Below are 20,366 nucleotides of genomic sequence, written 5' to 3' on the forward strand. Positions count from 1 at the left end.
ACAGGGCACTCTACTAAGCTCCGTAAGGATATGTAAGTACAAGAGTGCGACGCAAGGATGTGCAATAGCAGTCCGGATGCCGGGTCCATAAAAACGATTGCCGGAAGAATGCAACGTGTATATGCAAGATGTAATTGAATTACATCTGTTATGAAACTGGCCAGTAAACAATTCAACTTATCTACTACCGACTCAATACCAAATCCCCAATACCTCAATACCCAATCTCTCAACTCCCAATTGTAAACCGGTTTTTCAACTCTCCGCGGCAAATGTCGTCAACCAGTTCAGCAAGCTGGCGAAGGCTGCCAAATTTAACGGTATAGTAATCCGCGCCATTGTTCAGGCAGTATTGAATGTCTTTGTGTGTACTGGAGATAGAGAAGATCATCAGCTTCGTGCTGTTAAATCGTTGGTCCGCCCTGATCATTTGCAGGCATTCTTTTCCACTGGTGCCGGGCATATTCAAATCGATCAGAATTAGGTCGGGAACCTTGATGACCTGTAGCAATTTCATTAACTGATCACCATCTGCTACAACCTGCAGTTCCAGCGCAGCACAGGCTTTTTGAACCGCATCCCTGAAGACCAGCACATCATCCTCATCATCGTCGGCGAGCACAACATTTTTGATGGTTGGGGACAATTTAAAGGTTTGAGACATAAGATATCGTTTTTTTAAGTCAGCCATACACTACGGGAGACCTGGCGTGCCTGCTGAAAAGTCTTGTTTTTAACGCAACCGTATTGGCAATGTTGTTCCGCCCTTTGTGGTACAACTACATTTGTCCCTTACAGCCACTGATAAACCCGGCACATGCCAGCGTGCTGGATTTCGCCCCGTCAAGTTACTGAATATGACTTTATCGAGCCGGGTACAAATGCAATAAATTATGTCTGCCGCACAAACAACCCGGTTCGTGCTTTGTCATTTTGGCCCCCGTAACATGGAGCGTAAAATAAAAAAGATTTAATCTTTATGAACTAATTTATTTGCTTACTTCGGCACCTGAAATGCTATATGGCGGTGCATTGATCAGTACGTCGGCCGCCTGATAAATGTTCCCGAAATGAAATCCTTTTTCCTGTTTGCAGCCTTGCTCTATTGCCTTACCTGTTTATCCCAGAAATCTCCTGCAGCCCCTAAAAGCGGGTCATTAGCCAGGCCCAAACTAGTGGTTGGCATTGTGATCGACCAGATGCGCTGGGATTACCTGTACCGTTATTACGACCGGTACCAGCAAGGCGGCTTCAGGCGGTTGCTAAACGAAGGATTTAGTTGTGAAAACACCTACATCAACTACCTGCCGGCTGTTACCGCCATTGGGCATAGCACCATATACACCGGCAGTGTGCCTGCAATACATGGCATTACCGGAAACGACTTTATTGTTGAAGCTACCGGCAAAACGATGTACTGCACCGAAGATAGTACCGCCAACACCGTTGGTAGTTCCTCTACTGCAGGCAAAATGTCTCCCAAAAACCTCTTGTCGAACACCATAACCGATGAGCTGAGGCTTGCAACCAATTTTCGCTCAAAAGTTATCGGGGTGGCACTTAAAGACCGGGGAAGCATACTGCCTGCCGGCCATTCGGCCAATGCGGCCTATTGGTTCGACGACCCTTCGGGAAACTGGATTACAAGCACGTATTATATGAATGCCTTACCTGCGTGGCTCAACGCGTTTAATGCGCAGAAGTTGCCGGCAAAATACCTGAAACAAGACTGGGCGCCATTATACGATACATCGACGTATGTGCAGAGTTCGCCCGATGACAATCCATATGAAGGCAAGTTCACCGGAACCAAATCGGCCACTTTACCCGTGCAAACGTCTACCATGTTTGCAAATAATTATAGCATCATTCGTACTACACCTTCTGGTAACACGCTGACCACTGATATGGCCAAAGCCATAATTGTAAACGAAAAACTGGGAAAGAGCAGCACCACCGATTTTCTTGCGGTGAGTTATTCATCGCCGGATTATATCGGGCACAGGTTTGGAATAAACGCATTGGAAACGGAGGACAGTTACCTGCGGCTGGACCGTGACCTTGCCAGCCTGTTTACCTTCCTGGATGCGCAAACTGGCAAAGGCAATTATACCGTGTTTTTAACAGCTGACCACGGCGCAGCCCACAATCCCAATTTTTTGATCGACCACAAGATCCCTGCGGGTTATTGGCGTAGCAGCGATCTGCTTAGAGAAGTAAATGCTTCGCTGGAACAAACCTTTAAATTCAAAAATCTTGTACTCAGTTTTAGCAATTACCAGGTTCACCTGAACAACAGCCTGATCGCAAGAGAAAAGTTGCCCGAAGATGAAATTCGTAAGGAACTTCTCAGATTGTTGATGGGAAGACCCGGAATATCATTTGTAGTTGACAATGATAAGGCGGGTGGTGCGGGCATTCCTGAACAAATTCGTATGAAGATACAGAATGGGTACAATTCCAAGCGTTCAGGTGCAATCACCATTATACTGGATCCGGCTTACTACTCCGGTCCAACGGCTTCGGCCACCGGAACCTCTCATGGATCATGGAATGCATACGATACCCATATCCCGCTGGTGTGGATGGGTTGGGGAGTAAAACATGGCACTACGAACCGCCGGGTTTATATGACCGATATCGCTGCAACCCTTGCCGCCATTTTGCACATACAGGAGCCAAATGGTTCTATTGGTGAGCCGGTTTACGAGGTTATAAAATAATAGTATCACTACTAATGCTACAGCCCGGGTTAGCCTCCGGGCTTTTTGTTATAGGCATATGCAGGAAAGGTTCTAAACTTGATTTAGGGCAGGAGGGTGCTGTGTCATTTAAGTTTGGAATGCACCGTGGAGTGCGTATAGTTGCTATAATCCCGATCACCCGAAAGAAGATTGGTTTCAGACAACGGGTTACACCAAGCGGTGGGTAGTAATTTCGAAACAGGATTGTAATCGGACTACCGGGGTGAACGTGTGAGTTGCCTTGGGTTGCCCCATCAAAGCAAACGTTAATTTCCGCGGATTTGATCAGCCTTCTGTATTAAAAATCTAATTTCGGTTGATAAATTATGCATATGCGTTTCTTCCTTGTTTTGTTCCTGGCTATTGGTGTTCAATCGTTTGGCCAGTACAAGAGTTTTACTATCGGCGCCAAACGCGACACGTTGAATGCAATTGATCAGCAGGATCGCCGGCAAGGCAAATGGGTGGTTAAGGTGCCAGGGCTTCGCGGCGAGCCTGGCTACGATGAAGAGGGTGTTTACCGTGATGGTAAAAAAGAGGGAACCTGGCGGGTGTATACACAACAGGGCGACCTGTTTGCTGTGGAGAATTACCGCTGGGGGAATAAAAATGGTAAAAGTCAATACTTCAACATCCGGGGTATCGTTCGTGAAGAAAGCTGGAAAGCTGTTAATCCCGCCAACCCCTATGATACCATCGAAGTTCCCGACCTGGCCGATCCGGGCAAGGTTGAAATGAAGGTTATCAAGATTGAGGGCACCGCTGTAAAACACGGCACCTGGCGCTATTATGATCCCGCTACGGGCATGCTTGCTAAATCAGAAACCTATTTTCTCGACAAAATTGAAGATCCTAACGCACGCCTGGCAGCACAGGGGGAGAACATAGCAGATAGTTCAGCTGATAAAACCGCCACCGCGCCAAAAAAGGTAAAGCCAAAAGAAGTTGTTGAGTTCGAAAAGAAACTCGGCAAGAAAGGTAAGAAGGTGATTGATGGAAGAACTTACTAAAGCTTATGTTGAATTGGAAGGTAAGTGAGTTATGAATTATGAGTTAAGAATTATGAGTGGTTTGATGTTATGTTGAGTGTTGTATGATAGATGTTGAATTGAAAGGTGAGTGAGTTATGAATTATGAGTTAAGAATTATGAGTGGTTGGATGTTATGTTGAATGTTGTATGATAAATGTTGAATTGAAAGGCGAGTGAGTTATGAATTTAGAGTTTAGAGTGGTTTGATGCTATGTGGAGTGTTGTTTGCAAAGTGAAGTTGAAATTATAAGTTTAGAGTTAAGCGTGCCTTGATTTTATATTGCTTGTTGTTCAAGGTTGTTTCGCTAGATTCATCACGTCGCCCTACCCCGAAGGGGTTGAACTCAAATAACTCCGGGTGCAACCCGGAGGTAAGATGCTCCCGACGTTCTCTACGACCCCGAAGGGGTTGAACAAATTGCCAAACATTTCGAAACTTACATAAACGCTGGACTTGTTTCCATCATTCTTGACCTCATTAGCCCTACCCCGAAGGGGTTGAATTCAAATAACTCCGGGTGTAACCCGGAGGTAAGATGCACCGACTTTCTCTACAACCCTGGAGGGGTTGAACATCCTCCTATAGTAACCATCTCAAACTTGATTTCGCCAGCAGATGGCTTAGTCCACGCTGTCCCCAAAGGTTGAACAACCCCGAAAACAAACGATCTTCTGATGTCGATTCGCCCTACCCCGAAGGGGTTAAATTTAAATACCTCCGGGTGTAACCCGGAGGTAAGATGCACCCACATTCCTTACAACCCTGAAGGGGTTGAACAATCAGTAACTAACGGCTGAGGGATTGTACTAAAGCTTTTACCACCGCCCTTAGCTATAGTTTTCGTTCTTAATCTTTACTGCGCTTCTTCCCGCAATCAACTTTGCAACACCCACAAGCAGGAGCGACAATACCAGGAAGGCGATAAAAAGGTAGAAGCTGTTCATCATTGTTCGTTCAAATCCAAGCTTACGAACATTAATAAAAGGGTAGGGGTAATAACCGGAAAACGATCCCCTGACGAGCACAAACACGATGTATGCCAGTGGGAACAACAGCCAGCTGAAGGCATCCTTCCACCTGAGGACCTGTTTGGGTACGTACTGTATCCAAAACAGGAGAAACAACGCAGGGTTAACGGAATGCAGCAACTCGTCAACGATCTTCTGCAAGCCTGTAGGTGCCCACAAAAACCGCAGTACAAGGTTGTACACAATACCAACGATCAGGATGTATACCGTTATTGCCGATATCGTGCGTGGTGCTGTAAAAAACGAGGTTGAACCTGCTTTCTCAAGTGCCGCTTTGGTATAACAGACGGTTGCCAGCGTATTGGAAAGGATGGTAAAAAAGCTAAAGAAACGCACAACCGCTTCACCGTTGGAAGCCGGGCTGTTTTGTAACATCAATATAAACTGCAGCAAAACGGCCAGCCAGCCTAAAATTGCGCCGAGAGTGGCGAACACGTTTTTGCTTCCAAATGAACTCATACACGTTATTTAAATTGGTATACTAAACCAGGTATACAGCAAAGTAGTACACCCACGATATAAACAATAGCTGCAGGGGTACCCTAAACCATAAATAGCTTATGCCGGGTCCGGTATTGGTGCCTGATTCATAATCGACCTTAACCATAGCGGCATAAATATTTGCCGGCAACAGTACGATAAAAAACACAACGAGGAACCAGCCGGTTGCCTTGGCACTAGCATCAAACAAAAGCCCTGCTGCAGCAACAATTTCCAGGACTCCCGTAAAGTACACCAGTTCTTTTCGATACGGGACGGAAACAGGCAGCATCTCCGCCATACCTGCTGTAAACTTGAAATGCCCTATTGCCGTAAACAAAAGCATTAATGCCATCGCTATTCTTCCACACAGGCCATAGTCAATGCTGGTCGTTGCAATACGGTCAACGATTATAGCGGCAACAAAAGCAATGATCAAGACGATAAGCGGTTTCATTTATCAAGTATTATGCTTGAATATACTGTACTAAAAATAAGGGTCCCATTTATTCGGGGCAGCAGAGCGAAATGCGGTACATCTGGTTTATGCCGTTTATGCACGGGTTGATAGCCCATCAGCTGCTGCAACAGGTAAATCCTGTTAATAAATGCAATAAGCCTTATTTAGGGGCCATCTTAAACAGGGCCGCACGTAGTTTTATGGTCGCACATCGCTAAATTTGCCGCCGTATGAAGAATATCCGGAACTTTTGCATTATCGCACACATCGACCATGGGAAAAGCACCCTGGCCGACAGGTTGCTTGAATTTACCAATACGATCAGCGACCGCGATATGCAGGCGCAGGTGCTCGACGACATGGACCTGGAGCGTGAAAAGGGGATCACAATCAAGAGCCACGCCATCCAGATCAACTACACCTTCAAAGGAGAGACCTATACCCTTAACCTGATTGATACCCCGGGTCACGTTGACTTCAGCTATGAAGTTAGCCGTGCACTTGCCGCTTGCGAGGGTGCACTGCTGCTGGTAGATGCATCGCAGGGTATACAGGCGCAAACCATTTCCAACCTATACCTCGCAATCGACAACAACCTCGAGATCATCCCGGTCGTGAACAAGATCGATATGGAAGGTGCAATGGTAGAAGAAACCAAGGACCAGATCATCGAGCTCATCGGTTGTAAACCCAGCGATATATTACTGGCCAGCGGTAAAAGCGGTATTGGTATCGAAGAAATACTTGCCGGCATAATCGAACGTATTCCTGCACCCAGCGGCGACCCAAATGCACCTTTACAGGCACTGGTTTTCGACAGCGTGTTCAACAGTTTCCGTGGTATCATCATCTACTACCGGATTATGCATGGGAGTCTTAAACGTGGCGACAAAATACAGTTTGCAAGTACACGACAGGACTATATCGCGGATGAAGTTGGGATACTTAAGTTGACAATGACGCCGAAAGAAGAACTAAAAACCGGCGACGTAGGTTATATCATTACAGGTATCAAAAATGCCAAAGAAGTAAAAGTGGGTGATACCATCACCCTTGCGAATAACCCTGCTGAGATGATCAAGGGCTTTTCAGAAGTAAAGCCAATGGTTTTTGCGGGTATTTTTCCAGTGAATACCGACGAATTCGAGGAGCTCAGGGATTGTATGGACAAGCTCCAGCTCAATGACGCTTCCCTCACCTTCGAGCTTGAAACATCGCAGGCCCTTGGATTTGGTTTCAGGTGCGGTTTCCTGGGCATGCTGCACATGGAGATTATCCAGGAAAGGTTGGAGCGTGAATTCAATCAAACGGTTATCACCACGGTTCCAAACGTAAGTTTTATTGCTTATACGTCAAAAGGGGATAAAATCATTGTAAACAATCCTTCTGAGATGCCTGAGCCTACAAAGCTCGACATGATCGAAGAGCCTTTTATCCGTGCGACGATTGTTACCATGGCCGAGTACATTGGTAATATCATGACCCTATGTCTCGGCAAACGGGGTATCCTTATCAACCAGAGTTACCTGACTCCAACAAGGGTAGAGCTGATTTTTGAAATGCCCTTAACAGAAATCGTTTTTGATTTTTATGATAAATTGAAGAGTCAGACCAGGGGATATGCATCGTTCGATTATACACCGATCGGCTATCGTGAAAGCGACATTGTAAAGATGGACATTCTGCTGAATGGCGACAAAGTGGATGCATTAAGTGCCTTGATCCACCGGGCCCGTTCGCATGATTTCGGCAGAAAGCTTTGTGAGAAACTTAAAGAGCTGGTGCCGCGCCAGCAGTTCCAGATTGCGATCCAGGCTGCTATCGGTGCAAAGGTGGTAGCGCGTGAAAACATTAGTGCGATGCGTAAAGATGTTACCGCAAAGTGTTATGGTGGTGACATTAGCCGTAAACGGAAACTCCTTGAAAAGCAGAAAGAAGGTAAAAAGCGGATGCGTCAGATTGGAAATGTTGAAGTTCCACAGGAAGCGTTTCTTGCCGTGCTTAAGCTCGATTAAAATCAACAGACCAGACTATTGTATACAAGCCACGAAGGTTGCTGTCAAAAGCGCCTTCCTGGTTTTTGTTTTTAGGCAGGTCTCCCGTCGTTCATCGCGAATATGCTCCTTCTAATTGACTGTTGTTTTAGCAGTGGGTTGTAAAAAGCCGAATAAAGAACTATGGTAAAAGAGTGCGACGCAACAGCTGCTAAATAGTACCTCTACTGCCGGGTCCAAAAAAAACTACGCATGGCAATTTTCCCTAACCAGTCATACTAATGCCTTGATCAGTGTGTCCGGAACGCCGCTGCCGGTAAAAGGGATTAGAGTTGGTAATGCGCTTGGCATTGAAATAATTAATACAACTGCTATCATCGGCGGCTATAACCAGGAAATCGAATACAATGGTGGGAGGGCGGCAATCATCTTTAATAAGCAGTAGCCCAACTGTAATAGATCAGTTGGGGAAGCAAGAGCTGGTTAGAGCTGTTTAGCTTCCTTTCTTCTTTGTCTTTTTTGGCGTGGTGGTAGCAGGCTCGTTTGCTGGCTTTCCCCGGTTCATATTCTTTTCAGATTGGAGCAATAGCTTTTCTTCATTGCTTTTGCCCTTATCATCTTTCAATGGTTCGGGTATGGGTGCTTCTCCATCCTTAAGCTTGAAATCGAAAACCTTTTCCACGTGTACCCAGCGGCCGTCGGCCCACTTAAAGCCTTCATAGTCGCCATCGGGTACCATCGTGTACGGGCGATCGGGGGTGTTGTCCTCGCTGATCAGGTGGTCGAAAACAATCATGTCCATCTCGCGATCGTAGTTCATCCGTGCCCTGCCTTCTTTTTTGTACTCAAGACAAAAGCGGGTTGACGTTGTGGTGTTTTTAAGTTGATCATTTTTAACCGTGAATTTTGGCCCGCCAAACATGGGTCTGTCCGCCTCATCGAATGTCAACACCTCAATCCACTTCTTTGTGCTCCTGAGGTTATTGTCGTCGAAGCCCAGTAGGGTATAGTATTTTTTGTTGTTGTGCGTTTTCATGATGATGCCATAGTAGATGGCACCGATCCAGTTCTGCGGGGTGCGAACAGAGTCTTGCGGAGCGGTAGTAAATTCGCTCATATCTAACAGCGGAAACAGTTTAAGCGAACCATCAGCGGTCCGCACCTGGATGGCCCCGCGTTGACGGTAATAGTTATCGTCGCGGGTATACTGCCAGCTAAAGACCCTGAACGTGCTATCCGGTGCATATACCCTTGACACAGTTTCAAGTGAATCGAAAGGATAGTCGAAGGAATAGGGCGTTCTGAGCAAGCGAACCAGTGAGCGGATAAACTGACTATCGGCAGCAAAACGTACATTGGCGTCACGGTCAACAATCATGTTGCGCGCATGGGTCTTTAGCGTGTCCTCTGCTTTTACAAGCTGGGCAAAGTTGGATTTAGCCAGCTTTTGTGCCTGAACATTTAAGGTGATTAGAGTGGCCAGTAAAAAAACAATTCGACGCATAGTAGACTTTCAGGATACGAATATAGGCTCCTGCTATCAGAAGGAATTGTGAATATGGCCCTCCGCCCGGTTTTTAGGTTTTTGTTATAGCCGCCTCTACTGCCAGCGCAAATTCATACAGGCTATCATAACGATAGTCGATATCCGGGTGTGGAAAGGGAACTTCGGGGTTTGTAGATGCGATAAATACCGCCAGCATTTGTCCATTGCGTGCGAAGCCCATATCGGTTAACCTGTTACCCACCATTACACTGCTGGTAAATTCGATTTCGGGAAAATCAGACTTTGCCTCATGAGCCATACCGATGTTTGGTTTACGGCAAGGCGCCTCATCGTCGAGGGAGGCGCAGTGATAAATTTTGTCTATCCTTCCCCCGGCTGCCTTTACCTGGTGTAACATATGGGTGTGTATGTCGGTCAGGTCGGCTTCGGTCATCAGGCCTTTGCCTATACCGCGTTGATTGGTGGCGATGACAACGGTTCCAAATATGCCCGACAATATCCGGATCGCTTCGAGTGAGCCTTCAAGGAATTCAAACCCTTCCCAGCTTAGGATGTAACCCTCCTCCATATCTACGTTTATCACGCCATCACGATCGAGGAATAGTGTCCAGTTGTGGTTGATTTTGGAAAGGGGTGTCATGGCTTGAGATTGGGTATTGGGTATAGGTATTGAGGTATTGGGTATTAAGGTATTGGGTATTAAGGTAAGGTATTAAGGTAAGGTATTAAGGTATAGGTATAAAGGATTGGAAGGGGAGTAGTTGGGCTTTGAACTGCAATTCTTTTCTCTGCGTTGCGTCCGGTTCTCCCGTTCTCTGCGGTGAAGAAAATGAAAAATGAAAAATGTAAAATTAAAAAGGAACATCTTTACTTCATTCTGCTCCTAGTGTTAGCCAATCATCGCCTTGGTCCCTCAATACCATAATACCCAATACCTGTTTTCTAAAATGCTGTTATCGGTACTGAACAATCCGCAAATCATTTCAGTTCCACCTGCGCTCTTTCGAAATCTTCGGGTTGACCGATATCGATAAAGTATTCGTCCTGTTCAACGCCAAACATCCGGCGTTTGTCATACAGCGCTTCGAGGTAATCCTTTTCAAATGAAAAGGCCTCACCGAGCTCTTCTGCAAGGAACTTTTCAACGTGTAAAGCGTAAACACCGGCGTTAATGAGACCGCTTTTATAGTGTTGCTTTTCTTCAAAGCTTTTGATGGTCAGATCTTCATCAAGTTCCACTACGCCATAGCGGTCGAAGTCGTGCATACATTTCAGGCTAAGCGTGCAATTTGCACCTGAAAGTTCGTGGAAGCCTGTGAGCTTTAGTGCGTCAAATTTAAAGAGGGTATCGCCGTTTACAACAAGCACAGACTTTTCCGTGGCCTTACTACAGGCGAGTTTGATCGCGCCACCGGTGCCAAGCGGTTCCGGTTCAACAGTTGTTTTATAACGAATTGACGGCATGTCGGTGACAATGAAGTTTTCTATTGCCTCGCTTTTGTAACCGAGTGCAAAAATGAACTTTTCAATACCCTGGCTTTTCAGGTGGTTGATTACATAGGTAAGAAATGGCTTCCCATTTACGGGTGCCATTGCTTTGGGAAGTTCCGGTACAACCTCGCGTAAACGTGTTCCCAAACCACCCGCTAATATGATCGCTTCTGTAATCATGTGGACGCTTTTATTCCGTTATTTACCACGGCTTATATTGCAATGAGCTGCCGTTAAATGCCAGGCTTAATGATAAGAATCATACCAATCAGGGGAAGATGTTTTCCTCCACGACCTGGCAAATAATATGACCGATCATGATGTGTGCTTCCTGGATACGTGGGGTATTCGTTGAAGGTACATTTAACAGGTAATCGCTGTAGGCCTTCATGACGCCGCCGGTAGTGCCGGTGAGGCCTATCGTAATCATTTCTTTTTTCCGGGCCGTTTCAAAAGCCTTAACAATATTGGCAGAGTTTCCTGAAGTGCTGAGACCAATGAGTATATCCCCACCATTACCAATTCCTTCAACAATCCTGGAATAGATGACATCGAAACTGTAGTCGTTTGCAACTGCTGTTAGGTATGAAGTATTGCAATGCAGGGCTTCTGCAGGCAGTGCACGCCGGTCTTTATAGAACCTGCCTGAAAATTCTGCCGCAAGGTGTTGAGCATCTGCTGCGCTACCGCCATTACCACAAAAGAGTACCTTTTTACCGGAAGATAGTGCCTGCGTAACCACTTTAATCACCTCACTGATCGTATGACTTAGCAGCGGATCAGCAAGGATGGCCTGTTTAACAGCTATCGACTCTTCGATTATTGTTGTGATCTGGTTTGTCATTTTAACTAAGCACCACCTTTTTCTTTTGGCAGGTTGCTTTTTTAATTTTGAATGTTATATGTTAGGTGGTATATGTTGAGTGTTATATGTTTGAATGATAGATGGAAGGCAGCAGGGCTATCAACCAGGCAACCGGCTATCACGGCATTTGTTTGCGGCCGATTTCAGCCGTGTTGGTCATCGGAGCCTTCAACCTGTCAACTTATTAACCAATCAACTTCCTACTCCCATTGATAATTCCTCAACTGTGTTGTTCATCGGAGCTTTCAACCAGTCAACTTATCAACCAATCAACTTTTCTTCCCAATACCCAATACCCAATACCTCAATACCCAATTCCCTAAACAGTCCAGCTTGTCATACCATGCGGTGAAAACTGGAAGCTTCGGCTTTGGCCGCCAAATTTCTCCAGCGTTTCAATTACGCGATAACGGGTGTTACCGGGGCAATAGAAAACCATAAAACCGCCGCCTCCGGCCCCGGTGATTTTACCACCTGTTGCACCCGCTCTTTTGGCTGCTTCATAAAGTTCTTCGATGCTGCTGTTGGAAATATTCGCTGCCATTTTTCGCTTTTGTAAAAACCCGAAATCGAGTATTTCACCAATCTCATGCAGGCGTCCTTTCAGCAAGGCCTCCTTCATCATCTTGGCCTGCTCCTTTAGCTGGTGCATCGCCTCGATCGACCGTTCATTGTTGCTGTTTACATTTTTTACCTGTTCGTTAATAATGGTAGCACTTTCACGGCTGGTAGAGGTAAAGTACAGTACCAGGTTATTTTCGAGTTCATTCAGGTATTGCCTGCGTATGCGTAATGGATTTACGATCACTTTATCAGCTTCGTAGAACTCCATAAAATTTACTCCGCCAAAGGTAGCTGCATATTGGTCCTGTTTTCCGCCGGCAAGTCCAAGATCGTTTCGTTCGATCTGGTAGGCATATTGTGCCATATCGTACTCGCCAAGTGGCAGTCGCAACATTTCGGCAAAAGCCCCGATGATGGCAACTACCAGGGTAGAAGATGTACCGAGGCCGCTCCCGGCCGGTGCATCAACATACGTAGATAATTTGAAGCCGGTGAGCGGTACCCCATAGTCTTTTTGAATACGGTTGTAAACGCCCTTTAACAGGTCGAGTTTGCCATTTACCGGAAGTTCGCTGTTCCATTCGAAGCGTTGTTCTTCATGGCGATCAAGGGCCTGCATGACAATGGCGTTTTCATCGATGTGCTCAATGCTTGCATGTGCATAAAGCGAGATGCTTGCATTGAGGATTGCACCACCGTAAATATCGCTATAGGGACTTACATCCGTACCGCCACCTGCAAGGCCAATTCTGAGCGGAGCACGGCTTCGAAAAAGATTGTTCGGCAAACTGTGTGGTTATTTTATGAGGTCCTGTATAGCCCGGATCAGGTTGTTCCAGCTGTACTTTTTCTTCTCTTCGCGAAGGTGAGGCAAAAAATGCGCATCACCTAATTCGTATAACCGGGTAATGCCATTTGCGATTGCGGCCGGGTTGGGTTCGCAAACTACGCCCACCTTGCCTTCGGGAACCATGCCCGGCAAGCCGCCAACATTTGTTACCAGCATTGGTTTTTCGAAGTGATAGGCGAGGGGAGTAACCCCGCTTTGGGTGGCATTACGGTAGGGTTGAATTACAAAGTCTGCAGCACTTAAATAGTACCTGACCTCACTGTCGGGAATAAAATCGGTATGGAGCAGAAGGGAGGGAGCCAGCTGGTGTTTTTCGATGATGGCGTCGTAAAATTTGCGGTCCTCGTAAAACTCACCTGCAATCAACAGTTTTATACCTGACGCTTTTATTTCGTCGAGTGCCATTGCCTCGAGGAGCAGGTCGAGGCCCTTGTAGTTGCGAATGAAGCCGAAGAACAGGATGATTTTTTCTTCCGGCAGGTGCAGGTGTTGGCGTGCGATCCTTTTTGCTACCGGTTCGCCAAAATTATCGTACAGCGGATGTACGATTTCGAGTGCAGGTTTATTGGTTATGGAGCGAAGGTCGTTCATGACCTTTGTGCTCATGGTTATAAAGGCGTCAACCGGCTTAATGAAGTAGTGGGTGAATGGTTTGTCGCCGGGTCGTTTTTCGTGGGGGATCACGTTATCGGCAATGCACACAACCTTGGTGTGTTTGTTTGTTTTAACCAGTCGCAGGATGGTGCCAAGTGCGGGTCCCATAAAGGGCAACCAGTAACGAACAACGATAAGATCGGGGTTCAGCTTTTTCAGTTCATTACCGACCGACAGCCAGTTGAGTGGATTTACCGAATTGATCCGCACTTTGATGTTGATGTCACGGGGTGCGGGTTCAGATGAATATTGGGTGGTGCCGGGAAAAAGGAAGCCGGGATATTGCAGTGAAAAAGTATAGATCGCAACCGCCGAACCGTTTTGCTGGAATGCACGGGCGAGTCTTTCGTTAAACGAAGCAAGTCCACCGCGTAACGGATGCGCCGGGCCGATGATGACGACGTTCATTTAAAAATTAAAAATGTAAAATTAAAAATGCAAAAAAGGAAACGGGAAAAGGCAAAAGTCAAAAGTAAAAATTCAAAAAAGGCTATTGCACAGGAAGCGAGTTCGACAGGGAACCAGTCAGGATTCAGCTACACTACCAATGAACTTTTCAACTCTTCGCCCAATTCACTTTTCAACATCGGCAGTCAACTTATCAACCTTTCACCTTTCCAACCGATCCGCTTTTCAATTCCAATGTTCAGCTTGTCAACCTTTCAACTTATCAACCTTTCAACTTGTCCACTTATCAACCGGTCCGCTCTCAACTCAAAAAGTCAACTTATCAATTTATCGACCTTTTATCTTACCAACCGATCCGCTTTTCAATTCCATTGGTCAGGTTGTTAATCTTTCAACTTGTCACCTTTCAACGTATCAACCTTTCAACTTGTCAACCAATCTACCTATCAACTGCCTCAATACCCAAAACCTCAATACCCAATACCCACTACCTACAAGAAAACCATTGCTCAAACAATGAACAAAAGATGAACGGAATGCGACGCCCGTCCGACCTCGGCATCCGGGCGGGCCCGTCCGACCTAGGCATCCGGGCAGGCAACGATGATGCCACGCAGATAAATGCCGGTACCAAAAAAACCGTTATCCTGGCAGGTACTTTAGTTGATGCCGACCTTTTTTTCGATCAGGTAGAAGTTGCGGATGCTGCTGTTTCGGGCAACGAGTTCTGCGATGAAACCGGCAAGGAAAAGTTGCATACCGATAACCATGGTGGTAAGGGCAATGTAAAAAGCCGGCCGGTTGGTAAGCGCAAATTCTTTTGAAACTACTTTGGCAATGATGAGGTAGGCGCTCATGCAAAAGCCAATGAAAAAGCAAAGGGTTCCATAAAGTCCGAAGAAGTGCATTGGCCGTTTGCCAAACTTGCTGACAAACGTGATGGTCGCCAGGTCGAGAAAGCCATTGATAAATCTTTCCCAGCCGAACTTTGTGGTGCCATATTTACGTGCCCGGTGCTCCACTACTTTTTCGCCAATTTTCCGGAAGCCTGCCCACTTCGCCATCACCGGAATGTAGCGATGCATTTCGCCATATACCTCGATGCTTTTTACCACTTTTCTTTTATAAGCTTTTAGTCCGCAATTGAAGTCGTGCAGGTGAATGCCACTGATACGGCTTGTAACACCATTAAAGAATTTGGTTGGGATAGTTTTTGATAAGGGATCGTAACGCTTTTTTTTCCATCCGCTTACGAGGTCGAAGCCATCGTTGTTGATCATGGCGCGCAGGCCGGGTATCTCGTCGGGGGAGTCCTGCAAGTCGGCATCCATGGTAATGATCACTTCGCCAAGCGCTGCTTTGAAACCTTCGTTTAGTGCGGCAGACTTGCCATAGTTACGTTGAAACTTGATGCCTTTGATATTTGGGTTGCGATCGCGGAGTTTTTCTATGACTAGCCAGCTATCATCGGTACTTCCATCATCAACAAGAATGATCTCATAAGAATAGCTGTTCTCCGCCATAACACGGTCTATCCATGCACAAAGTTCAGGCAGCGACTCTTCTTCATTATATAGTGGAACAACAATAGAAAGATCCATTAAACTGGGTTAACCTGGTTGACAAATGGATCGCGTGGATTCTTTTTGGCAATACCGGCACCAATGAGCGAAGATATCACGCCCGCGATCATGAAGGCAAACAGGATCCCGGCGATCATAAACGGCACAAAGAATTTCTTCGTCATGCTAATCGCCTGGTCGGCCTGTTCGTCGGTCATGTTTTTTTCTGCGAGGGTTTCGCGTGTTTTCTCCATGGCCATATCCATCATATCAGGAAACAGAAACTTGAATGCGATTACAGAATAGATGATTACAATAACCGTTGTAACGGCAGTTGTTTTGAAGCCATGGGCGAATACATTTCCAAAGCTTACATTATTGTTCATCTGGTTGGCGTAGCTGATGCAGCTCCAAATGATACCACCCACCAATATGAGGTACTGGACGGAGCCAAGACCCTGGTTCATTGACTGGCCGGTAAAGTACAGGGCCAGGCCGTATACAATTAGCGCCAAAGAAATGATAAGGCCTTTAACTACCGGGGTGGTTACATTTTTCTCCATAAGAACAGTTGTTTAATCGTTCAAATATACTCTCTCTTTATTGATAATGCCTATGACACGTCCTTTTAATTGGCGGCCTATAAAGGGACTATTGACCGACTTGCTTTTTACATTTGCGCGGGCAAAAGTGAAGTGATCGCCGCGGGTGAATAGGGTGAGATCCGCTTTTTCACCTGCTTCAACCTTCACCTGCTGAAGCCCGAATATGGTTCTTGCCTTTGAGGTGAATAAGGCCAGGAGTTGCTCAACCGGCAAGTCGGGGAACAGGCTATTGAAAACGGAAAAGGTGCTTTCAAGACCGATCATACCATTTTTCGCGTATTCGAATTCGCAGGTTTTATTGTCCCAATCCTGTGGAAGGTGATGGGTGGCGATGCAATCGACCTGTGCATTGGCGACGGCTTCGCGGAGTGCCAGCATATCGTTCCTGCTGCGTAGGGGTGAATTTACTTTTAAGTTGGTATCGTAATCGTGCAGGTCCTCATCGCAAAAATAGAGGTGATAAGGTGTAACACTGCAGGTGATATGAACCCCTTCGGCCTTTGCACTGGTGATCATCTCTATGCTTTTTTGCGTGGAGATACCGCTGATGTGGAGCCGGCTGCCGGTGTATTTTGCAAGGGCGACGTCGCGCGCAATCATCAGTTCTTCTGCAATAGCCGGTATGCCCGGAAGGCCAAGTTGGGTTGAAGTTATTCCTTCGTTGATCAGGCCTTGTCCGCCAATGGACTGGTCGACGGGAAGCTGGATGATGATGCCATTGAAGGCCTTAACATACTGCAATGCCTTAAGCAATAAGCCTGGTGTTTGCACCGGGTATGTGCCGTCGGAAAATGCAATCGCGCCGCTGTTGCGCATGTCGTACATTTCGGCAAGCTCTTTACCTTCTGCGTTTTTTGTCACGGCGCCGAGCGGCAAGACGTGTGCAACCAGGTCGCGCCCTTTTTGAACTATGTATTCTACTTGCCCCTTATTGGCAATTACGGGTGATGTGTTTGGGATGACAAATACATGGGTAAAACCTCCGGCCGCAGCGGCTTCAGCCCCTGTTTCGATGGTTTCTTTGAATTCAAACCCCGGATCATTGAAGTGCGCGAAGGTGTCAATCCAGCCCGGCGAAATGGTGAGTCCCTCCAATTGGATGAGACGGGCATCGGGTATGTTCAGTTCGTCTGCAATATCTTCGATGATACCATCACTGATCAGAACGTCCTTAACCTTTAGGTGATGTTTAGCGCCCGGGTTGGCAATCAGCGTTTGCTTTAGTAAAAGCTTCATGTATAGGGGGACAAAATTTTGTGCAATATAGATTGATTTTTATAAAAAGCGGTTACATTTGCCGCCGCTGAAGCATCGGTGTAATCGCCGGATTTGGCCAATGATCGGGATGTGGCGCAGCCCGGTAGCGCACACGTCTGGGGGGCGTGGGGTCGCAAGTTCGAATCTTGTCATCCCGACAATATCGGTTTCTTCTTAGGTCAAAAGCTCGTAAAACCAAGTGTTTACGGGCTTTTTTCGTTTTTAGCCTGTCAATTCATATCAAAAAACTTCAATTGTCGTGCGACAGAATCGGTTACACTAATCGATTATTTAATTTACTGTAACCGAATCCGCTGCAACAGATTTAGACTGAACGGGTTATGGCAAGTACATAACGTGTTTTTGAACACTTTTTCAGAAATCCCAAATGGAAATCATAAACAATTGAAAACCAACTAAACTACAAGATTGTATGGCAAATGCATCAAACACCTTCAACGTTGTTTTTCACCTCAGGAAGGTGCAAACTTCGGCCGGCTTACTGCCCATTTATGCTAGAATAACGATCAATACAAAAAGGATTGAATTCAGTTTGAAACACCAGATACAACCTAGTCATTGGAACGAAGGGCGAGGAATGGCAAAGCCGATAAGAGACGAATACCGAAACCTCAATAACTACCTGGAGCAGATGCGTTCGAGTCTGGTAGCATGTTACCGCGAAATGACTTTGAGTAAAAAGGTCGTCGATACTAAGTCGTTCAAAGAGGCATACTTCGGGAAAGAAAAGGAGGAGTTTACCTTATGTAAACTCGTCAACTACCACAACAACGACATGAAGGAATCCCTTTCATGGGGAACTATGAAGAACTATCATACTACGCAGAAGTACCTTCAGATTTTCATGAAACAACGGCTCAAAGTCGCGGACATTCCAATAAATGAGATCACGTACCGCTTCGTAACAGAATTTGAGTATTACCTGAAAACATACAAGCCCCTTGACCATCATAAGCCATTAAACAATAACGGGGTGATGAAGCACATGGAGCGATTTAGAAAGATGATCAATGTTGCACTAAAAAACGAGTGGATGGTGAAGGATCCATTTAAGGCATATAAGCTCAAGTTTACAAGGTATGAACGAGGATATCTGACGCGTGAAGAGTTGACCCGTTTAGAAAACAAAGACTTTAAGCTTGAACGTATGCAGGTGGTGAAAGACCTGTTTGTATTTGCATGTTATACAGGCTTCGCGTATATCGATGCTATAAACCTGAAGCCTGAAAACCTGATCATCGGGATAGACAAGGAATACTGGGTTATGACTGAACGGAAAAAAACAAGCACTCCCGTAAAGGTTCCACTTCTGCCAAAGGCAATGGAGATTCTAGAGAGGTACAGGAACAATGCAAAGTGCAATGCTGAAGGAACTTTGTTGCCGAAGATGACAAATCAGAAGCTAAATAGCTACCTAAAAGAACTGGCAGACGTCTGTGAAATTGAAAAGAACTTTACATTTCACCTGGCCCGGCATACGTTTGCTACCACAGTGACCCTTAGCAATGGGGTACCTATGGAGTCGGTCAGTAAGATGTTGGGCCACACGAAGATTTCTACTACGCAGGTTTACGCCAAGGTTGTTGAGCGAAAGTTGAGTGATGATATGAAGCTATTAAGAGAGAAGCTCCAAGGAAATACGCCAGATAAAAACGAGGTTCAACAAAACACAAGCGGAATGTAGATCGGGAGTTAAACAAGCATATCCAAAATCTTTTTGAAGAACTATTTGTAAGCAATCGTTTAATGACTACAATTAACAAATATCAGCCATATATTAGTCATTCGGAATTGCTGATATTAGCCCGAAGCAACAGTTGTTGTATCCCGGCCCACAGAGAATGTTTCTCATATCCGGCAGATTACCCCGGTAGTCAGAAAGGTTGCCTTGAAAAAAGCTGATGATGCCGGCGATGACCTCGACTATTGGTTGAGCAAATCACCATTGGAAAGGGTGGCAGCGGTAACCTCTATTGTCTGGCTATCTTTAAAAAAGGGACAAACACTTGATAAACGGAAAATTTAAAACGGAAAAACAAAGCATGACACTTGCAAAGGATTTCAAAGACTTTGTAAAACTACTAATCCAGCATGAGGTTGACTACATGATTGTTGGAGGTTATGCGCTTGCTTTTCATGGTAAACCTCGTCATACCGCAGACGTTCACATTTGGATCGATGTTTTGGAGGTTAATGCAACTCGGAGGCTCCAGGTTTAGTCAGATTTTGGGCTTTCATCAATGCGTTTTGAAAAACAAGATTTCTTGGAAGCTGGCTATATGAGCCAGATTGGCTATTCTCCTCTGCGGATTGACATTTTAAACAGTATCGATGGCAAGCAAGCATAATTGATTTCATTAGAACCATGGTAAGTGGGAGTGAAGAACAATCAAGGTTTTATCCAATTCGTTATATAGTGACATTTATCAATCTTTTTATTTCAACTGATATGTAGATTTATAATATCGATTGATTGTTTGTAATGATTAGTGAAATTGAAAAAGTGAGTTATGCAAAAAAATTACAACAGGGTAGAAGAACCCTCGTACCCACAAAAGATCTATGCCTCCCAGCTTATTACCATTGATGACCTGGAACACTTTAAAAAGCGTCTGTTGGATGAACTGCTGTCGGTGTTGAAAGTTCAGCAGACCTCTCCTGCTAAAAAGTGGATGAAATCGCATGAGGTGCGCAGGATGTTGAAGATTTCGCCCGGCACTTTGCATGTAAATTCCGCTGATATTGACCCCCCTATTCCGGTGATGTTGACCCCCTTTGTAAAAGTGGATGATCAGTAAGCAAAGAGCGGTTATGAACTGGAGTTAAGTAATTCTCGAATGTATA

Annotated in this window: 20 protein-coding genes and 1 tRNA gene; 9 read left to right on the top strand and 12 right to left on the bottom strand. The window is 45.7% G+C overall.

The window, feature by feature from the left end; all coding sequences use genetic code 11:
- Positions 1 to 229: 229 nt before the first annotated feature.
- Complete coding sequence (locus EXU57_RS09640) at positions 230 to 664, bottom strand: response regulator (protein ID WP_165958092.1); 435 nt, start codon at positions 662 to 664, stop codon at positions 230 to 232.
- Between the two features lie 406 nt (positions 665 to 1,070).
- Here EXU57_RS09640 and pafA point away from each other — a divergent pair, with 406 nt between their 5' ends.
- Together pafA and EXU57_RS09650 are read left to right on the top strand one after the other, a co-directional pair.
- Positions 1,071 to 2,723, top strand: a complete 1,653-nt coding sequence (gene pafA / locus EXU57_RS09645; protein WP_133267980.1) for an alkaline phosphatase PafA — start codon at positions 1,071 to 1,073, stop codon at positions 2,721 to 2,723.
- Positions 2,724 to 3,076: 353 nt separating this feature from the next.
- A complete protein-coding gene (locus EXU57_RS09650; RefSeq protein WP_133267981.1) occupies positions 3,077 to 3,754 on the top strand; it encodes a toxin-antitoxin system YwqK family antitoxin in 678 nt (225 codons plus the stop codon).
- Positions 3,755 to 4,603: 849 nt separating this feature from the next.
- Here EXU57_RS09650 and EXU57_RS09655 read toward each other — a convergent pair.
- Both EXU57_RS09655 and EXU57_RS09660 read right to left on the bottom strand, forming a co-directional pair.
- The gene (locus EXU57_RS09655; protein WP_133267982.1) at positions 4,604 to 5,263 is read right to left on the bottom strand and encodes a Pr6Pr family membrane protein; all 660 of its coding nucleotides are present in this window, start codon (positions 5,261 to 5,263) and stop codon (positions 4,604 to 4,606) included.
- 22 nt (positions 5,264 to 5,285) lie between these two features.
- Positions 5,286 to 5,741, bottom strand: coding sequence for a hypothetical protein (locus EXU57_RS09660; RefSeq protein WP_133267983.1), 456 nt, complete (start codon positions 5,739 to 5,741; stop codon positions 5,286 to 5,288).
- Positions 5,742 to 5,974: 233 nt separating this feature from the next.
- Here EXU57_RS09660 and lepA point away from each other — a divergent pair, with 233 nt between their 5' ends.
- The gene (gene lepA / locus EXU57_RS09665) at positions 5,975 to 7,759 is read left to right on the top strand and encodes a translation elongation factor 4 (protein ID WP_133267984.1); all 1,785 of its coding nucleotides are present in this window, start codon (positions 5,975 to 5,977) and stop codon (positions 7,757 to 7,759) included.
- 265 nt (positions 7,760 to 8,024) lie between these two features.
- Positions 8,025 to 8,183, top strand: coding sequence for a hypothetical protein (locus EXU57_RS25060; RefSeq protein ID WP_165958093.1), 159 nt, complete (start codon positions 8,025 to 8,027; stop codon positions 8,181 to 8,183).
- Between the two features lie 48 nt (positions 8,184 to 8,231).
- On the opposite strand, the gene EXU57_RS09670 is transcribed toward EXU57_RS25060, so the two are convergent.
- From EXU57_RS09670 to EXU57_RS09710, 9 genes are all read right to left on the bottom strand, one after another.
- Entirely contained in the window at positions 8,232 to 9,242 is a 1,011-nt protein-coding gene (locus tag EXU57_RS09670; RefSeq protein ID WP_133267985.1) for a hypothetical protein, read from the bottom strand.
- 73 nt (positions 9,243 to 9,315) lie between these two features.
- Positions 9,316 to 9,885 carry a D-glycero-alpha-D-manno-heptose-1,7-bisphosphate 7-phosphatase gene (locus tag EXU57_RS09675; protein ID WP_133267986.1) on the bottom strand — a complete coding sequence of 190 codons (570 nt, stop codon included), beginning with the start codon at positions 9,883 to 9,885 and terminating at the stop codon, positions 9,316 to 9,318.
- A gap of 338 nt (positions 9,886 to 10,223) precedes the next feature.
- Positions 10,224 to 10,916: a nucleotidyltransferase family protein gene (locus tag EXU57_RS09680; protein WP_133267987.1), complete on the bottom strand. Its 693-nt coding sequence runs from the start codon at positions 10,914 to 10,916 to the stop codon at positions 10,224 to 10,226.
- 88 nt (positions 10,917 to 11,004) lie between these two features.
- Positions 11,005 to 11,580 carry an SIS domain-containing protein gene (locus EXU57_RS09685; protein WP_133267988.1) on the bottom strand — a complete coding sequence of 192 codons (576 nt, stop codon included), beginning with the start codon at positions 11,578 to 11,580 and terminating at the stop codon, positions 11,005 to 11,007.
- Between the two features lie 340 nt (positions 11,581 to 11,920).
- Positions 11,921 to 12,952: a dehydrogenase gene (locus tag EXU57_RS09690; protein ID WP_133267989.1), complete on the bottom strand. Its 1,032-nt coding sequence runs from the start codon at positions 12,950 to 12,952 to the stop codon at positions 11,921 to 11,923.
- 9 nt (positions 12,953 to 12,961) lie between these two features.
- Complete coding sequence (locus EXU57_RS09695; RefSeq protein ID WP_133267990.1) at positions 12,962 to 14,077, bottom strand: glycosyltransferase; 1,116 nt, start codon at positions 14,075 to 14,077, stop codon at positions 12,962 to 12,964.
- 659 nt (positions 14,078 to 14,736) lie between these two features.
- Positions 14,737 to 15,678, bottom strand: a complete 942-nt coding sequence (locus tag EXU57_RS09700) for a glycosyltransferase family 2 protein (protein ID WP_133267991.1) — start codon at positions 15,676 to 15,678, stop codon at positions 14,737 to 14,739.
- Positions 15,678 to 16,202 carry a DUF4199 domain-containing protein gene (locus EXU57_RS09705; protein WP_133267992.1) on the bottom strand — a complete coding sequence of 175 codons (525 nt, stop codon included), beginning with the start codon at positions 16,200 to 16,202 and terminating at the stop codon, positions 15,678 to 15,680. The genes EXU57_RS09700 and EXU57_RS09705 overlap by 1 nt, the downstream gene beginning before the upstream one ends.
- Before the next feature lie 12 nt (positions 16,203 to 16,214).
- The gene (locus tag EXU57_RS09710; protein ID WP_133267993.1) at positions 16,215 to 17,480 is read right to left on the bottom strand and encodes a dihydroorotase; all 1,266 of its coding nucleotides are present in this window, start codon (positions 17,478 to 17,480) and stop codon (positions 16,215 to 16,217) included.
- 105 nt (positions 17,481 to 17,585) lie between these two features.
- Between EXU57_RS09710 and EXU57_RS09715 the strand changes: the two genes are divergently transcribed.
- From EXU57_RS09715 to EXU57_RS09725, 5 genes are all read left to right on the top strand, one after another.
- Positions 17,586 to 17,659 (top strand) — tRNA-Pro (locus EXU57_RS09715).
- Between the two features lie 275 nt (positions 17,660 to 17,934).
- Positions 17,935 to 19,206: a site-specific integrase gene (locus tag EXU57_RS09720; RefSeq protein ID WP_133267994.1), complete on the top strand. Its 1,272-nt coding sequence runs from the start codon at positions 17,935 to 17,937 to the stop codon at positions 19,204 to 19,206.
- Positions 19,207 to 19,410: 204 nt separating this feature from the next.
- The gene (locus tag EXU57_RS25065) at positions 19,411 to 19,548 is read left to right on the top strand and encodes a hypothetical protein (RefSeq protein WP_165958094.1); all 138 of its coding nucleotides are present in this window, start codon (positions 19,411 to 19,413) and stop codon (positions 19,546 to 19,548) included.
- A gap of 16 nt (positions 19,549 to 19,564) precedes the next feature.
- Positions 19,565 to 19,741: a hypothetical protein gene (locus EXU57_RS25070; protein WP_165958095.1), complete on the top strand. Its 177-nt coding sequence runs from the start codon at positions 19,565 to 19,567 to the stop codon at positions 19,739 to 19,741.
- Positions 19,742 to 20,032: 291 nt separating this feature from the next.
- Positions 20,033 to 20,320, top strand: a complete 288-nt coding sequence (locus EXU57_RS09725; protein WP_133267995.1) for a DNA-binding protein — start codon at positions 20,033 to 20,035, stop codon at positions 20,318 to 20,320.
- The last annotated feature ends 46 nt before the right edge of the window (positions 20,321 to 20,366 follow it).

The organism is Segetibacter sp. 3557_3, from assembly GCF_004354985.1.
Classification (GTDB): Bacteria; Bacteroidota; Bacteroidia; order Chitinophagales; family Chitinophagaceae; genus Segetibacter.

Bases quoted from the DNA above. Each gene is read 5' to 3' on its own strand.
- EXU57_RS09640 (WP_165958092.1), bottom strand. From the start codon at position 664: ATGTCTCAAACCTTTAAATTGTCCCCAACCATCAAAAATGTTGTGCTC.
- pafA (WP_133267980.1), top strand. From the start codon at position 1,071: ATGAAATCCTTTTTCCTGTTTGCAGCCTTGCTCTATTGCCTTACCTGT.
- EXU57_RS09650 (WP_133267981.1), top strand. From the start codon at position 3,077: ATGCGTTTCTTCCTTGTTTTGTTCCTGGCTATTGGTGTTCAATCGTTT.
- EXU57_RS09655 (WP_133267982.1), bottom strand. From the start codon at position 5,263: ATGAGTTCATTTGGAAGCAAAAACGTGTTCGCCACTCTCGGCGCAATT.
- EXU57_RS09660 (WP_133267983.1), bottom strand. From the start codon at position 5,741: ATGAAACCGCTTATCGTCTTGATCATTGCTTTTGTTGCCGCTATAATC.
- lepA (WP_133267984.1), top strand. From the start codon at position 5,975: ATGAAGAATATCCGGAACTTTTGCATTATCGCACACATCGACCATGGG.
- EXU57_RS09670 (WP_133267985.1), bottom strand. From the start codon at position 9,242: ATGCGTCGAATTGTTTTTTTACTGGCCACTCTAATCACCTTAAATGTT.
- EXU57_RS09675 (WP_133267986.1), bottom strand. From the start codon at position 9,885: ATGACACCCCTTTCCAAAATCAACCACAACTGGACACTATTCCTCGAT.
- EXU57_RS09680 (WP_133267987.1), bottom strand. From the start codon at position 10,916: ATGATTACAGAAGCGATCATATTAGCGGGTGGTTTGGGAACACGTTTA.
- EXU57_RS09685 (WP_133267988.1), bottom strand. From the start codon at position 11,580: ATGACAAACCAGATCACAACAATAATCGAAGAGTCGATAGCTGTTAAA.
- EXU57_RS09695 (WP_133267990.1), bottom strand. From the start codon at position 14,077: ATGAACGTCGTCATCATCGGCCCGGCGCATCCGTTACGCGGTGGACTT.
- EXU57_RS09700 (WP_133267991.1), bottom strand. From the start codon at position 15,678: ATGGATCTTTCTATTGTTGTTCCACTATATAATGAAGAAGAGTCGCTG.
- EXU57_RS09705 (WP_133267992.1), bottom strand. From the start codon at position 16,202: ATGGAGAAAAATGTAACCACCCCGGTAGTTAAAGGCCTTATCATTTCT.
- EXU57_RS09710 (WP_133267993.1), bottom strand. From the start codon at position 17,480: ATGAAGCTTTTACTAAAGCAAACGCTGATTGCCAACCCGGGCGCTAAA.
- EXU57_RS09720 (WP_133267994.1), top strand. From the start codon at position 17,935: ATGGCAAATGCATCAAACACCTTCAACGTTGTTTTTCACCTCAGGAAG.
- EXU57_RS25070 (WP_165958095.1), top strand. From the start codon at position 19,565: ATGACACTTGCAAAGGATTTCAAAGACTTTGTAAAACTACTAATCCAG.
- EXU57_RS09725 (WP_133267995.1), top strand. From the start codon at position 20,033: ATGCAAAAAAATTACAACAGGGTAGAAGAACCCTCGTACCCACAAAAG.